Genomic DNA, 13,769 nt, shown 5'->3' with positions numbered 1-13,769 from the left:
CGATACCAATAAGCGCAATGTTTTCCATGATGGTTCTCCGAATGAAAGCCTGTCCTCAGCATAGTACTGGGAAGGAGGGAGTGACCATCTCATTAAATATCCCGTTCACCGCAAAGACGGTTCCAATCACCGATCCGCTCAGGTTGGCTTTTTGACCGAGCCAGATCGCCAGCAGACCAATACTGGCAGACCAGGTGAAAAAATAGAGAAAGATAAAGCCGCTGATTTTGTAATATTCAGTTCTGTTGGTTGTCGATGTGCTTTTCATATCATCCTCGCCGGGGTGTAGGGCCAGATTTTTATAATGTGAACGACAGCTTACGTTCGCTTCCGGGTTCGCTAATCACGACCTGGTTGTGGGTTATATTTAGCTGTGGCGTTGCAAAAGCGGGCTGATTTCCCCCCGCCAGGACGGCGCAACAGAGCCAGCTTTCCCCTTGCGGGAGACCGGCTTTTAACAGCGGAATGGAGGCGCACTCCGCAAACATAATGCTGCTGTTCGGCGGCGTGACGATGCTGTCCGGCTGGCGGCGAATGGCTGGCGAGAGATCGACAATGACGCTGCTGCCGTTTTCAGCCATCAGATAACAACCGCGATCGCGCAGCCGGGGGGCGGTTTTCATCACCGCAAAGCCGCCCTCGACGGTTTCCAGGGTGCGCGCGCTGTTGATACGGTGCAGGCGCAGGTGCCACTCACCGAACGGGATCTGCCAGGTCGCAATCTGCACATCGCGCCACGGCGACCAGCGCGCGAAAAGGTAATTTTCATCCACCCGAACCTCTTCACACTCGCGACGACCGCGGAAATAGTCATCTCCGTCTGCCAGTAGCAGCATGGAATCGCAGGCGGCATGCTTCAGGCCAAAACGTCCGCGTTCGATGGTGAAGCCAAAGCGGCTGGAGTAGGCAAATTTGGTGTATTTTGCTTCGGTGTTAACGTAGTTGTTCAGCTCCAGCTGACCGGCGGTGAGCATGACGACGTGCTGCGAATCTTTCGAATGCATCAGGATCTGCTGCGCATGCGGAATCACATGTTTTTCAGCAAGCGCGGGCAGCGGTTGTTCTTCCGCTTGCCAGAACGGGTGTTCTTCCGGCAGCGCCAGGATCAGGTAGGTTTTCAGCGCCCAGTACGGTGAACCGGGGGAGTTGTAATCCTCGCACATTGCGAGGTTCGGACGCGCAAAGCCGAGGGTCAGAATACCGTCGCGATCGGCGATCGGCTGACGCTGCCACCAGCGCAGATGCCGCAGCACAATGCCCTTCACGATACCCGGGGTGAAAACATCCAGCCCGGAAAAGGCCACCGCGCTCCAGAAGGCGACCATGGCAAAACGGTAGGTCAGGCTGCGGCCAAACGGCACCGAGGCGCCATCGGCGGCGGACCAGTAGATAAAGTCCTGCGCAAAAAGACGCGAGCGCTCGCGCAGCACCTTCGCCCTCGCCTCGTCCTCGCTCAGGGTGGCGTAGATCAGGCCGTAGAAATGGAAAGCCATTGAGATGTAATAGTCTTTCGGACGGCCGGGACCATCGGAATACCATCCGTCGCCGAGGTAGTAGGCGTCCATCAGCGCAAAACGGTGGTCAATGGCGGCCCGATCGTACGGCAGGCCAGCGCGCTTAAAGCCGAGCTGAACCATAATGGCAAAATAGTTCCAGTTGCTGTCCGGCATTTGCGCGTCGGTGATTTGGTTGAGCCACGCGTGCAGGTTCTTCACTTCACGTTTAGAAAAGCGGGCGGTAAGCTTATCTCCCAGCAGAGCGAGCCCCAGACCGTAGGCCGCCATCTCCACCAGACGCTGATCGTACGGGTCGGTTTCGCCCCAATAGCCACTGCTTTGCGGGTCGGTACCAAGCTTAATGGCAGTAAGGTACTTCTCGCTAAACGGCGTGCTTTCGCCGGACGCCATCAGCGGGAACAGCCCCCACAGCGCGCGGGAAAGGCCCTCCATCTGCGCAATATCCGTTGTGTAATGGGCACAGGTGTCGCCCAGCGAGAATCGTGAACGGTTTGCCGGAAATTGCGTGTCCAGTGCCTGCAACAGCGCATTTAACGATGTCACCACATCCTGGCGTGAAGACAATGGATTTGATATTTCTTTGTTTGCCGCGCACATAGGTTCGCCCTCGTAATCAACTGCGGCAAAGCATAGTGAATCCGCAAGGGGCAGAAATGTTAGCCGCGTCACAGGCGCGACTGATGAATAAACCTCCAGTTGAGAAAATTTAAAAAGGTGGTTTATAAAGACCGTCAGTAGGGAAAAAGTTGAGTTTTATTGCACTATGCGCGACACGCCGACATCCGATCTTCTGGAACTGATCGCCCTGAACGATACCGTGGCCTCGTTCAGCCGCCTGTTTGCCAATACCGTTCGCTATCATCACTGGCATCAGTGTCTGGAGATCCTCTATGTGGAAGAGGGCTTTGGGGTGGCGATTGTCGATAATCGTCACTACACCATGCGCCCGGGACGACTGTTTTTCTTTCCGCCTTTTACGCTGCATAAGGTCATGGTGGACGAACAGGCGGAGGCAATTTACCGCCGCACCATTATTCATCTCGACCAGCACGCGGTGCTGAAGATCCTGCGGGATTTTCCCCAGACACGGCAGCGTCTGGAGCGGCTGTCACGGCGCGGTGGCGAAGCGTGGGTCGCCGATTTAGCCCACTGTCACCACCATATCCACCATCTGTTTAGCTGCTATAAACCGCCGATGAACGGCGAGAGCATCGCCAGCCTGCTGATCGGCCTGCTCGCGATGCTCCCCGACGATCGCGACGGTGAGCCGGGCAACAGCCAGGGGATCGCCAGCCAGGTAATGTTCTGGCTCGACGAGCATTATCAGGAGAAATTTCGTCTGGATGCGCTGGCCGAAGAGCTGGGTAAATCACGCAGTTACGTATCGCGAAGATTCCATGCGGAAACGGGCGAAAAAATTCACGACTACCTGAACACGCTAAGGTTGCGTAAGGCGTGCGAGTGTTTACTCCACACGGATTCGAGCGTGCGTGACATTGCCGCACAGGCGGGATTTTCCGACGTGACGTGGTTTATCAGCGCGTTTAAAAAGGGGATTGGCGAGACGCCGTTGCAGTACAGGAAGAACCATCGTGCGGTTTGACGCCCTCACCCCAGCCCTCTCCCACGGAGAGAGGGGGAAGATCATCCGCTCTTCTTCCCCGGCTTTAATCCGCGGTGTAACTCGTTGATGCGCTTCATCGACTTGATGGTGCGCTGCGGCTCGGTGGAGGCGACGGACAGAATAATCATCTCCAGGCACAGCAGCACCGTGCCGTGCAGCGGGATTTTGCCCTTCTCGCCGCCGCGCGGGACGTGGATCACTACGCTTGCCTCTTTGCTAAAGCGCGAGTCCGTGGCGTTGGTCAGCAAAATGGTGGGAATACCCAGGCGCTTCGCTTCGCGCAGCGTGGTCTGCCCCTCCCGGTGCGCGGATTTTTGCGCCATCATTACCAGCACGTCACCGCGCTGTAGGGCAATCAGCTGTTCGGCGAGGCCAATACCGGTGCGGTTGAGCGGGATCGCAGGCAGGCCTATACGGCTAAACAGTCGCGAGGTGTACTCGGCCAGAATGCCGGATGCGCCAATGCCAAAAATAGCGACCTGTCTCGCCTGCGCCAGCAGCGACACGGCCTGCGCCATCGCGTAGCGGTTGCCCGGTTCGGACAACACCGCGCAGGTGTGCTGATGGCCTTCCAGCACAAAATCGATGCTCGCGTCGACGTCGCTGGTAAGCGTGTTTACCGTGGTGGACATCTTCTCGCTGGAGGTGACCACCGGGCCAAACCACTGCTCCAGGGTCTGCTTGAGATCCCGCAGCCCGCCAAACCCAAGCGCCTGAATGGCACGCACCACGGTGGCGTCCGAGGTGTGTAGCACAGCGGCAATCTCCATTGCCGTCTGCTCCATAACCGCTTCACGATTTTCATTGATATAGCTCGCCACCTGCAGCAGACGCGGCGTCAGCTGGTGCGCCCGCGAGCGGAGGCGGTCGCCGTAGACATCAATTTTTCGGATCATCGTGCGGCCTCCGGCAGCGGACGGCCCGCTATCTGCGACTGCACCTGCGCGGCCATCAGCCCCAGCGAGGCAAATGAATTTGAGATCGCTTCCTCGCGGGAGATGAGCACGTAATGCCCGGTTCGGCAGGCGTTGAGAAACTGACACCAGCCCGGCATCACCGCATCCATCGCCGCCAGCTCGTCATGCGGTTTTCCGCCGGTGTCCCCGCGCCAGGTGGCAAAGACAAAATCAGCATCCAGCTCCGGCAGGCGCTCGGCGCTGACGTCGATGCGCCCGCCCTCCGGGATGCTCTCAATCAGCGGCGGGAACCTGAACCCTGCGTCGCGCAGCACGCGCCCAAGCGAGTGGTAGCTGTGCATGACGTTGATTTTGCCCTGATTGGCCTGAATCACCGAGACGGTCAGTTTGCTCGTATCGATGGTCGCCTTTAGCGCCTCGATCTGCTCCTGATAGCGACGCTCCAGAATCTTCAGCCGCGCCTCTGTCCCGGTAAGCTGCGCCAGCTTGCGGTAGATCTCCGGCGCACCGCCGTCGAGGTGATCGATACTCACCGTCGGGGCAATTTTTTCCAGCTGTTCGACCGGCGTGTTGCGGGTCGGCTCGGTGATGATAAGATCCGGCTTCGCCGCGGCGATGGCTTCAATATCGATATCCGCGGTGCCGATGAATGTGATGTCGGAATTATCAAAATCGATGCCCGTCAGCATACCGCTGGAACGCAGAAAATGGCTGCCGTCCGGTCGGGTGCGGCCATGGCTGGCAACCGGCGGTACGCCAAGCTCGATCAGCGGAATGGTGATATCCAGGTCGTGCAGGGACACAATCCGCTTCGGGTTAACCGGCACCACCACGTTGCGGTTCAGGTCGTCAGTAAACGTCTGCGTTGGCTCTGCGGCTCCTACAGCAAAACCCACCAACACCAGCATTGCAAAAAATACGCGCATTTTTATCCCCTAAAATCGATCCCGACGCTGCCAGAGCAGCAGCAGGAAAAACGGTCCGCCAATCAGTGAAATGACAATTCCCGCCGGCAGCTGCAACGGGAGAAATGCCAGCCGCCCGACGTTATCCGCCAGCAGCACCAGCAGCGCGCCCAGTACGGCACTTCCCGTCAGCAGTGCCGTTTGCCCTCCGCGCAGCAGCAGGCGCGCCATGTGCGGGGCAATCAGCCCGACAAAGCCGATATTCCCCACGCAGGAGACGCAGGCCGCGGTGAGCACCACGGGGGCAAACACGCGCAGCAGAGCGAGGCGTGAAGTCCGCACGCCCAGCCCCGTCGCAGTGTGGTTGCCGAGCAAGGCTACGTCTGCGGCGCGTGCGGTAAAGAGCAGCAGCGCAAACGCCGGCACTGTCCAGGCAGCAGCGATGCTGACCAGCGTCCAGCTTGCCGCATGCAGGCTCCCCGCCAGCCATAGCATCGCCGTCTGGACGTCGCGCACGTCGGCGGTCGTCATAAAGACCCCCATCGCGGCGGCAAACGCCCATGACACGCCGATGCCGATCAGGATGAATCGCGGGCGCGAGATATCACGCGCCAGCGCCACTACCAGCAGCGCGGTCAGCAGCCCACCGGCCATGCCGATAAGTGGACGCCAGTACGGCCCCAATCCCGGAAACTGAAAAATCAGCAGCAGCACCGCCGCGCTACAGCCCTCTTTCACGCCGATAAGACCGGGGTCAGCAAGGCCGTTGCGGGTAATGGACTGCATGGCCGCCCCCGCCATGCCGAGCATCGCGCCGCACAGCACCGCCATCAGCAGGCGCGGCAGGCGGATATCCATCACAATGTAATGCGCATCCGCCGTCAGACGTTCAGGATAAAACAGCGCACGTCCGATGGCGGAAGCAGGAATGGGCAGCGAACCGTGCGTCAGGCCAAAACTTAGCAGCAGGAGAGCGGCAAGCGATAATACGGCCAGATACAGCAGCGCCCTCGGGCGAACCAGCGCCGAGAAGGAGAAAAATCGTACTGCCCTCAATCCAGCCCGGTTCATTTGAACATCCTTGACGCCATAAGGATAAAGATCGGCGCGCCGACCAGCGCAGTCATCACGCCGGTTGCCAGCTCATACGGCGTAAACAGCGTACGGGCGGCGATATCCGCCATCAGCAGAACCAGCGCCCCGCAGAGGGCTGAAAGCGGCACCATCACGCGCAGGTCCACCGATACCAGACGGCGAATCAGCTGCGGCACCACGAGTCCGATAAACCCGATCGGTCCGGCAACTGAAACCGCCGCGCCGCACAGCAGGGCGATAGCCAGCAGCGCGAGCAGGCGCGTTTTCAGCAGCGACACGCCAAGCCCCTGCGCCATTCTCTCGCCCAGCGCCAGCATGTTCAGCGACGGCGACAGCCAGAACGCCAGCGCAAAACCCACGGCAGCGGCCCCCGCGGCGCTAGCGATCGTCTCGCCGATGACTCCCGCCACATCCCCCGCAAGCCAGGTCCGCATGGCCAGCAGCGTCTGTTCATCCAGAATCAACACCGTGGCGGTTATCGATGAGGCAAATGCCGACATCGCCACGCCGCACAGCGTGACCTTCATCGGCGTGAGACCGGTACGCCCGGATGAGGAGAACGTTAGCACCAGCAAAAAGAGCGCGGCGGCGCCAGCTGCGGCTATCAGAGGGCGGCCAAACGGCAGCGACAGCCCGAGGGCACTCGTCAGCACCACCGCCAGCGCCGCCCCTGCATTCAGCCCCAGGATATGCGGCTCGCCGAGCGGGTTGCGGATCACTGATTGCAGCAGCACGCCCGCGACGCCGAGCGCCGCGCCCGCCACCAGGGCGGCGCACAGCCGCATCAAGCGCAGCCTGACGATCACGCTATGCTCAAAATTGCGCGGGTCGAAGTGGAAAAATGCGTCTACTACCGTCCGGGGGGCGATAACGCGCGCCCCGATGCTCAGATGCGCAATCGCGCCTGCCAGAAGCAGCAGCGTAAAGAGAATAAAGGCCACAGATGTGCGCATCATGGTTTGTCGTCAGCCTGACGGAACGGCATAAAGAACGGCTTGCCGGTCAGCGGGTTAACCGACATATGCACGTCGACGTCAAACACCGCTTTGATCAGCTCCGGCGTGCAGGCGTCGCCCTCATGCAGTACCCCCTCAACCTTTCCCTGACGTAAAAAGACCAGCGAATCACCGTAATTCACGGCGAAGTTGAGATCGTGCAGAACCACCACCACGGTGCGCCCGTGCCGGCGCGTCAGCGTGTGCAGTAGTTCGAGGATCTCCACCTGGTAGCGAAGATCGAGGTACGTCGTGGGTTCATCCAGCAGGATATAGGGCGTTTGCTGCGCCAGCACCATAGCGATCCAGCAGCGCTGGCGCTGGCCGCCGGACAGGCTTTCAACCAGATGATGGGCAAACTCTGCCGTTCCGGTCAGGCGTAACGCCTCTTCCACGGCCCGCTCGTCTTCCTCGCTCCACTGGCGCATCACGTTCTGCCAGGGGAAACGTCCGCGCGAGACCAGCTCAAATACGGTTAACCCTTCTGGAAGCAGCGGAGACTGCGGCAGGATCCCGAGCTGGCGGGCGACCGCTTTGGTTGGCTGCGAGTGGATGGCTTTGCCGTCCAGCACCGCGCTGCCGCCGAGCGGCTGAAGCAGCCGTGCGAGGGTACTTAACAGCGTCGATTTTCCGCAGCCGTTTGCGCCCACCAGAACAGTCATTTTCTGCTGGGGGATCGCAAGGGAGATATCATCAACGATGATTTTTTTCGGGTAACCCGCGGAGAGGTTCTCAAGAACCAGTCCCGGCTTTTTGATGTAGTGAGCCACGTGAACGCCAACGTAAGAAAAAAAACCAACAAATAAAAATAAAACTCATTCTCTTTTGTGAGTTTGCCGCCGCTTTATGTAGTAGTCAAGCGAAGATATACCCTGTAAATCCCAGGGATAATTGAGCATCACCGCACAAATTAAAATTCATTTTTATTAATTATTTTCAATGCCTTAAACAAGAAAGCGAAGCGTGTTAGCCAGAGAGAAACCTCTGTAGCGAAATTTTTATTTATTCCATTTACTACTACATGCCCTCATGCTTGAATGATTCTCAATTACAAGTCCGATGCCGTAGAGGCTAACGGACAGAGCGTAAGGGCAATGACTCACACATTCTTCCGCGAGCATTTCATCGCAGGATATTTTGGGAAAACAGATGTAATGGCTAAGTTCACACCTTCATTCGCCGGGGTAAAAGGGCGCGCGCTCTTTTCACTCCTGTTCATGGCGCCTCTGGTGCACGCAGCAGCAAAAGACGGTGAGACGCTTACCGTCACTGCCGATCCTTACGCTTCCACCGACGCCACCAGCGGCTATCAGCCCCTGAACACCTCCACCGCCACGCTGACCAACATGCCGATGCTGGACATCCCGCAGGTGGTCAATACCGTCAGCGATAAAGTGCTGGAAGACCAAAACGCGACCACGCTAGACGAGGCGCTGTATAACGTCAGCAACGTGGTGCAGACCAACACCCTGGGCGGCACGCAGGATGCCTTCGTGCGCCGTGGCTTCGGTGCAAACCGCGATGGCTCGATCATGACCAACGGCCTGCGCACCGTGCTGCCGCGCAGCTTCAATGCCGCAACCGAGCGCGTGGAGGTGCTAAAAGGCCCGGCCTCAACCCTTTACGGTATTCTCGACCCCGGCGGCCTGATTAACGTGGTGACCAAACGCCCGGAGAAAACCTTCGGCGGCTCGATTTCTGCCACATCAACCAGCTTTGGCGGCGGTAGCGGACAGTTTGACGTCACCGGTCCAATTGAAGGTACGCGTCTGGCCTATCGCCTGACGGGGGAGTATCAGGACGAGGATTACTGGCGTAATTTCGGCACTGAACGCAGCACCTTTATCGCCCCGTCTTTGACCTGGTTCGGCGATGATGCCACCGTGACCGTGCTCTATTCGCATCGCGACTATAAAACGCCGTTCGATCGCGGAACGATCTTCGATCTCAACACCAAAAAGGCCGTCGACGTCGATCGCAAAACCCGCTTTGATGAGCCATTTAACGTGACCGACGGTCAGTCCGACCTCGCTCAGCTTAACGCGGAGTATCGGCTCAACAGCCAGTGGACCGCGAAGTTCGACTACAGCTACAGCCAGGATAAGTACAGCGATAACCAGGCTCGCGTGATGGCCTACGATTCAAAAACCGGCAACCTGACCCGCCGCGTGGATGCGACCCAGGGTTCGACCCAGCGTATGCACACAACGCGGGCAGATTTGCAGGGGAACGTGGACATCGCGGGCTTTTACAATGAGATCCTGACCGGCGTGTCGTATGAGAATTACGATCTGCTGCGCACGGACATGATCCGTTGTAAGAACGTTAAGGATTTCAATATTTACAACCCGAGCTACGGCAGCCTCGGCAAGTGCACCACCGTCTCGGCAGCCGACAGCGATCAAACCATCAAGCAGGAGAGCTACTCCGCCTACGCGCAGGACGCGCTGTACCTGACCGATAAATGGATCGCCGTTGCCGGACTGCGCTACCAGTATTACACCCAGTACGCGGGCAAAGGCCGTCCGTTTAACGTCAACACCGACAGCCGCGACGACCAGTGGACGCCGAAGCTGGGCCTGGTATACAAGCTCACGCCGGCAGTCTCCCTGTTTGCCAACTATTCCCAGACGTTTATGCCGCAGTCGTCCATTGCGAGCTACATCGGCGACCTGCCGCCGGAAACGTCGAACGCGTATGAAATAGGCGCTAAATTCGACCTGTTCGACGGCATTACCGCCAACATCGCGCTGTTTGATATCCACAAGCGCAACGTGCTGTACACCGAGAGCGTCGGTGATGAAACCGTCGCCAAAACCGCGGGCCGCGTGCGCTCGCAGGGTGTCGAAGTGGATCTCGCCGGATCGCTGACCGAGAACACCAACATTATCGCCAGCTACGGCTATACCGATGCGAAGGTGCTGGAAGACCCGGACTACGCGGGCAAACCGCTGCCGAACGTACCGCGCCATACCGGCTCCCTGTTCCTGACGTACGATATTCACAATGCGTTTGCCGGGAATACGCTGACAATTGGCGGCGGCGGGCACGGCGTAAGCCGCCGCTCAGCGACTAACGGTGCGGATTATTATCTGCCGGGCTATTTCGTGGCGGATGCATTTGCGGCGTACAAAATGAAGCTACAATATCCGGTGACGCTACAGGTGAACGTGAAAAATCTGTTCGATAAGACCTACTACACGTCGTCGATTGCGACCAACAACCTGGGCAACCAGATTGGCGACCCGCGTGAAGTGCAGTTTACGGTGAAGATGGAGTTTTGACGTAAAAAAGCCCGGTGGCGCTAACGCTTACCGGGCCTACGATCCTAACCCCCTCCCTGTGGGAGAGGGTTAGGGTGAGGGGACATCAGGCCTCTATATCCGCCATGTCGCCTTTCTCCTGGAGCCAGTTACGTCGATCTTCAGAACGTTTCTTGGCCAACAGCATGTCCATCACGGCGTTGGTTTGCTGCTCATCTTCATCGCTGATGGTCAACTGCACCAGACGGCGGGTATTTGGATCCAGCGTGGTTTCACGCAGCTGCATCGGGTTCATCTCACCCAGCCCTTTAAAGCGCTGAACGTTCGGTTTGCCCTTCTTGCGCTTAAGCTGTTCCAGCACGCCCGCTTTCTCTTCTTCCGTCAGTGCATAGTAGACTTCTTTGCCGAGGTCGATACGGTACAGCGGCGGCAGGGCCACGTGGACGTGACCGTTTTTCACCAGCGCGCGGAAATGCTTCACAAACAGCGCACAGAGCAGCGTGGCGATGTGCAGACCATCGGAGTCCGCATCCGCCAGGATACAGATCTTGCCGTAGCGCAGCTGACTCAGATCGTCGCTGTCCGGATCGATACCGATCGCAACGGAGATATCGTGAACTTCCTGCGAGGCCAGCACTTCATCGGAAGAGACTTCCCAGGTGTTCAGGATCTTACCCTTGAGCGGCATGATCGCCTGATACTCACGATCGCGCGCCTGCTTGGCGGATCCGCCTGCCGAGTCCCCTTCCACAAGGAACAGCTCGGTACGGTTGAGATCCTGGGCGGTACAGTCTGCCAGCTTGCCCGGCAGCGCGGGGCCGCTGGTCAGTTTTTTACGCACCACTTTCTTCGCCGCGCGCAGACGACGCTGGGCGCTGGAAATCGCCATTTCAGCCAGCATTTCTGCCGCCTGAACGTTCTGGTTCAGCCACAGGGTAAACGCATCTTTCACCACGCCGGAAACGAACGCCGCACACTGACGTGAGGACAGACGCTCTTTAGTCTGACCGGCAAACTGCGGATCCTGCATCTTCACGGAAAGCACGTAGGCGCAGCGATCCCAGATATCCTCTGCGGAAAGCTTCACACCGCGCGGCAGAATGTTGCGGTATTCGCAGAATTCGCGCATCGCATCCAGCAGACCCTGACGCAGGCCGTTGACGTGCGTACCGCCGAGCAGCGTTGGGATCAGGTTGACGTAGCTTTCGGTCAGCAGCTCGCCGCCTTCAGGCAGCCACAGCAGCGCCCAGTCCACCGCTTCGGTATCGCCTTCGAAATTTCCGACGAACGGTTTTTCCGGCAGCGTCGGCAGGCCGTTAACCGCTTCGCACAGGTAGTCGTTCAGACCATCGGCGTAGCACCAGGTTTGTTCGGTATTATTAACGCGATCTTTAAAGGTGATTTCCACGCCCGGGCACAGCACCGCCTTGGCTTTCAGCAGGTGCGTCAGTCGGGAAACAGAAAAGCGTGGGCTGTCGAAGAAGCTTTCGTCAGGCCAGAAGTGGACGCTGGTGCCGGTGTTGCGTTTACCGCACGTCCCGACGACCTGTAAATCCTGCACTTTTTCGCCGTTTTCAAACGCGATGTTATACACCTGGCCGTCGCGACGGACGTTCACTTCCACGCGCTTTGACAGGGCGTTAACCACGGAGATCCCCACGCCGTGCAAGCCGCCAGAGAACTGGTAGTTTTTGTTGGAGAACTTACCGCCCGCGTGCAGACGACAGAGGATCAGCTCAACGGCAGGAACGCCCTCCTCCGGGTGGATATCTACCGGCATGCCGCGGCCGTCGTCAATGACTTCCAGCGACTGATCGGCGTGCAGGATAACGTCCACGCGTTTGGCATGGCCTGCCAGCGCTTCGTCCACACTGTTATCAATTACTTCCTGGCCCAGGTGGTTTGGGCGCGTCGTATCGGTGTACATCCCCGGACGGCGGCGTACCGGCTCAAGCCCGGTGAGTACCTCAATGGCATCAGCGTTATAGGTTTGCGTCATGATTTAAGCTAGCAATTCGCATTGATTGTCAGTGGCTGTGCAGTCCAAGAAAATCGACAATCTGGGTGAAATGATCTTCAAAGCCCGTGAAAGCATGGTTACCGCCCTCTTCTACAGTCTGGCGGCAAGATGCGTAATACGCCACTGCCTGACGGTAATCCAGCACTTCATCTCCCGTCTGTTGCAGCAGCCAGATAAGATCGGGCGCTTCAAGCGGGTCGACCTGCATAACTTTGAGATCGTAAATATGGCGTGACTCTAGCACATATTGTTGGCCGGTGTAGGGGTTCTCGTTTTCGCCAAGAAAGTCCCTTAACAGCTCAAATGGCCGGACCGCCGGGTTGACGACGACAGCGGGCACCATAAAGCACTGCGACAGCCAGGTCGCATAGTAGCCGCCGAGCGATGACCCGACAATGCCAAACGATTCGCCGCCGTGTTCAAGCACAATCGACTCCAGCATCTCTGCTGCATCCGCCGGATAAGGGGGCAACTGCGGAATGATCATCTCCACATGGGGATGCTGCACGCTCAGCCACTGGCGAAGCTGCGTCGCTTTCGCCGAGCGTGGGGAGCTGTTAAACCCATGCAGATAGAGAAGCGTCGACATCAATAGCCTTCCGAAGCGGTATCCGGGCGGAATTGTACCCCGGACAGACGGCAAACTTCGGTGGTCAGCGTGCCATCGGCATGCAGCTCCAGCCAGCGCCAGCCCGGTGCGATGGTATCCAGCGTAAAGTTGGCACAATGGGGCTTAAACTGCACACAGGTAGAGGGCGTCGCGAGCAGACGGCGACCATTCCAGTCGAGATCCTGTTCCTGGTGAATGTGCCCGCACAGCAAATTTTGCACGCGCGGGAATTTCGCCAGCACGCCGTCCAGCGCCGCAGAGTTGCGTAAGCTGTGCTGATCGAGCCAGCTACAGCCCGCCGGCAGCGGATGATGATGCAGTAACAGCAGCGTATTACGATTCGGTTCGGCGGCCAGTTTTGTCTCCAGCCAGTCAAGCTGATAGTCGCTCAACTCACCGTGCGGAACGCCAAACACCTGACTGTCGAGGAGCAGAATTTGCCACTGGTCCCCCGCAAAGACACATTTTGCCGGCGAAATCCCCGCCTCCTGAAGCGAACCGTACATTGCGGGCTGAAAATCGTGATTGCCCGGTAGCCAGACGCAAGGCACGCTAAAGCTCGCAATCCCTTCAGCGAAATGCTGATAGGCTGCGGAGGATTGATCCTGCGCCAGATCGCCCGTCGCGACGATCAGATCGCATGGCCGCTTTTCAGCATGGATCGCGTCAAGAACCGCCTGATAACTCTCCCAGGTGTTCACGCCCAGAAGCGTCTCATGCTTTTCGGCAAAAAGGTGGGTGTCGGTGATTTGTAATATCCTGACTGGCGCCCCACCAGCAACAGTCAGGTTCAACAGGCTTTCCAAATGGTGTCCTTAGGTAG

The 13,769-nt window shown here is 58.3% G+C and carries 11 protein-coding genes and 1 pseudogene; 2 read left to right on the top strand and 10 right to left on the bottom strand.

Going from position 1 to position 13,769, the window contains the following annotated elements:
* Positions 1 to 70: 70 nt before the first annotated feature.
* Positions 71 to 268, bottom strand: a pseudogene (locus tag G6Q29_RS18000) (MFS transporter); the annotation flags it as partial.
* A gap of 31 nt (positions 269 to 299) precedes the next feature.
* Positions 300 to 2,114: a DUF2264 domain-containing protein gene (locus G6Q29_RS17995; RefSeq protein WP_165466851.1), complete on the bottom strand. Its 1,815-nt coding sequence runs from the start codon at positions 2,112 to 2,114 to the stop codon at positions 300 to 302.
* Between the two features lie 166 nt (positions 2,115 to 2,280).
* Here G6Q29_RS17995 and G6Q29_RS17990 point away from each other — a divergent pair, with 166 nt between their 5' ends.
* Positions 2,281 to 3,120: an AraC family transcriptional regulator gene (locus tag G6Q29_RS17990; RefSeq protein ID WP_165466850.1), complete on the top strand. Its 840-nt coding sequence runs from the start codon at positions 2,281 to 2,283 to the stop codon at positions 3,118 to 3,120.
* A gap of 41 nt (positions 3,121 to 3,161) precedes the next feature.
* Here the strand turns inward: G6Q29_RS17990 and G6Q29_RS17985 are convergent, their stop codons facing one another.
* The 5 genes from G6Q29_RS17985 to G6Q29_RS17965 are packed head-to-tail and all read right to left on the bottom strand — an operon-like array spanning position 3,162 to position 7,823.
* Positions 3,162 to 4,037: a MurR/RpiR family transcriptional regulator gene (locus tag G6Q29_RS17985; protein WP_015571883.1), complete on the bottom strand. Its 876-nt coding sequence runs from the start codon at positions 4,035 to 4,037 to the stop codon at positions 3,162 to 3,164.
* Complete coding sequence (locus tag G6Q29_RS17980; protein WP_165466849.1) at positions 4,034 to 4,984, bottom strand: iron-siderophore ABC transporter substrate-binding protein; 951 nt, start codon at positions 4,982 to 4,984, stop codon at positions 4,034 to 4,036. The genes G6Q29_RS17985 and G6Q29_RS17980 overlap by 4 nt, the downstream gene beginning before the upstream one ends.
* Before the next feature lie 9 nt (positions 4,985 to 4,993).
* On the bottom strand, positions 4,994 to 6,034 hold the full coding sequence (locus tag G6Q29_RS17975) for a FecCD family ABC transporter permease (RefSeq protein WP_165466848.1): 1,041 nt from the start codon (positions 6,032 to 6,034) through the stop codon (positions 4,994 to 4,996).
* Positions 6,031 to 7,014, bottom strand: a complete 984-nt coding sequence (locus tag G6Q29_RS17970) for a FecCD family ABC transporter permease (RefSeq protein WP_165466847.1) — start codon at positions 7,012 to 7,014, stop codon at positions 6,031 to 6,033. Before G6Q29_RS17970 ends, G6Q29_RS17975 begins: the two co-directional genes overlap by 4 nt.
* On the bottom strand, positions 7,011 to 7,823 hold the full coding sequence (locus tag G6Q29_RS17965; RefSeq protein WP_165466846.1) for an ABC transporter ATP-binding protein: 813 nt from the start codon (positions 7,821 to 7,823) through the stop codon (positions 7,011 to 7,013). The genes G6Q29_RS17970 and G6Q29_RS17965 overlap by 4 nt, the downstream gene beginning before the upstream one ends.
* 384 nt (positions 7,824 to 8,207) lie before the next feature.
* On the opposite strand from G6Q29_RS17965, the gene G6Q29_RS17960 reads away from it, so the two are divergent.
* Positions 8,208 to 10,337, top strand: coding sequence for a TonB-dependent siderophore receptor (locus G6Q29_RS17960; RefSeq protein WP_015571887.1), 2,130 nt, complete (start codon positions 8,208 to 8,210; stop codon positions 10,335 to 10,337).
* A gap of 85 nt (positions 10,338 to 10,422) precedes the next feature.
* Here the strand turns inward: G6Q29_RS17960 and parE are convergent, their stop codons facing one another.
* The 3 genes from parE to cpdA are packed head-to-tail and all read right to left on the bottom strand — an operon-like array spanning position 10,423 to position 13,752.
* Entirely contained in the window at positions 10,423 to 12,315 is a 1,893-nt protein-coding gene (parE, locus tag G6Q29_RS17955; RefSeq protein WP_165466845.1) for a DNA topoisomerase IV subunit B, read from the bottom strand.
* A 28-nt stretch (positions 12,316 to 12,343) separates the two neighbouring features.
* The gene (gene yqiA, locus G6Q29_RS17950) at positions 12,344 to 12,925 is read right to left on the bottom strand and encodes an esterase YqiA (protein ID WP_165466844.1); all 582 of its coding nucleotides are present in this window, start codon (positions 12,923 to 12,925) and stop codon (positions 12,344 to 12,346) included.
* Complete coding sequence (gene cpdA / locus G6Q29_RS17945) at positions 12,925 to 13,752, bottom strand: 3',5'-cyclic-AMP phosphodiesterase (RefSeq protein ID WP_165466843.1); 828 nt, start codon at positions 13,750 to 13,752, stop codon at positions 12,925 to 12,927. The genes yqiA and cpdA overlap by 1 nt, the downstream gene beginning before the upstream one ends.
* Positions 13,753 to 13,769 lie beyond the last annotated feature (17 nt).

It is taken from the genome of Enterobacter cloacae (genome assembly GCF_011078175.1).
Classification (GTDB): domain Bacteria; phylum Pseudomonadota; class Gammaproteobacteria; order Enterobacterales; family Enterobacteriaceae; genus Enterobacter; species Enterobacter cloacae_Q.
The sequence above is the reverse complement of the archived record's forward strand: the minus strand, read 5'-3'. Positions and strand labels throughout refer to the sequence as shown.

What these genes read in the sequence shown, in the direction of transcription:
- G6Q29_RS17995 (WP_165466851.1), bottom strand. Translation starts at nt 2,114, where the DNA reads ATGTGCGCGGCAAACAAAGAAATATCAAATCCATTGTCTTCACGCCAG.
- G6Q29_RS17990 (WP_165466850.1), top strand. Translation starts at nt 2,281, where the DNA reads ATGCGCGACACGCCGACATCCGATCTTCTGGAACTGATCGCCCTGAAC.
- G6Q29_RS17985 (WP_015571883.1), bottom strand. Translation starts at nt 4,037, where the DNA reads ATGATCCGAAAAATTGATGTCTACGGCGACCGCCTCCGCTCGCGGGCG.
- G6Q29_RS17980 (WP_165466849.1), bottom strand. Translation starts at nt 4,984, where the DNA reads ATGCGCGTATTTTTTGCAATGCTGGTGTTGGTGGGTTTTGCTGTAGGA.
- G6Q29_RS17975 (WP_165466848.1), bottom strand. Translation starts at nt 6,034, where the DNA reads ATGAACCGGGCTGGATTGAGGGCAGTACGATTTTTCTCCTTCTCGGCG.
- G6Q29_RS17970 (WP_165466847.1), bottom strand. Translation starts at nt 7,014, where the DNA reads ATGATGCGCACATCTGTGGCCTTTATTCTCTTTACGCTGCTGCTTCTG.
- G6Q29_RS17960 (WP_015571887.1), top strand. Translation starts at nt 8,208, where the DNA reads ATGGCTAAGTTCACACCTTCATTCGCCGGGGTAAAAGGGCGCGCGCTC.
- parE (WP_165466845.1), bottom strand. Translation starts at nt 12,315, where the DNA reads ATGACGCAAACCTATAACGCTGATGCCATTGAGGTACTCACCGGGCTT.
- yqiA (WP_165466844.1), bottom strand. Translation starts at nt 12,925, where the DNA reads ATGTCGACGCTTCTCTATCTGCATGGGTTTAACAGCTCCCCACGCTCG.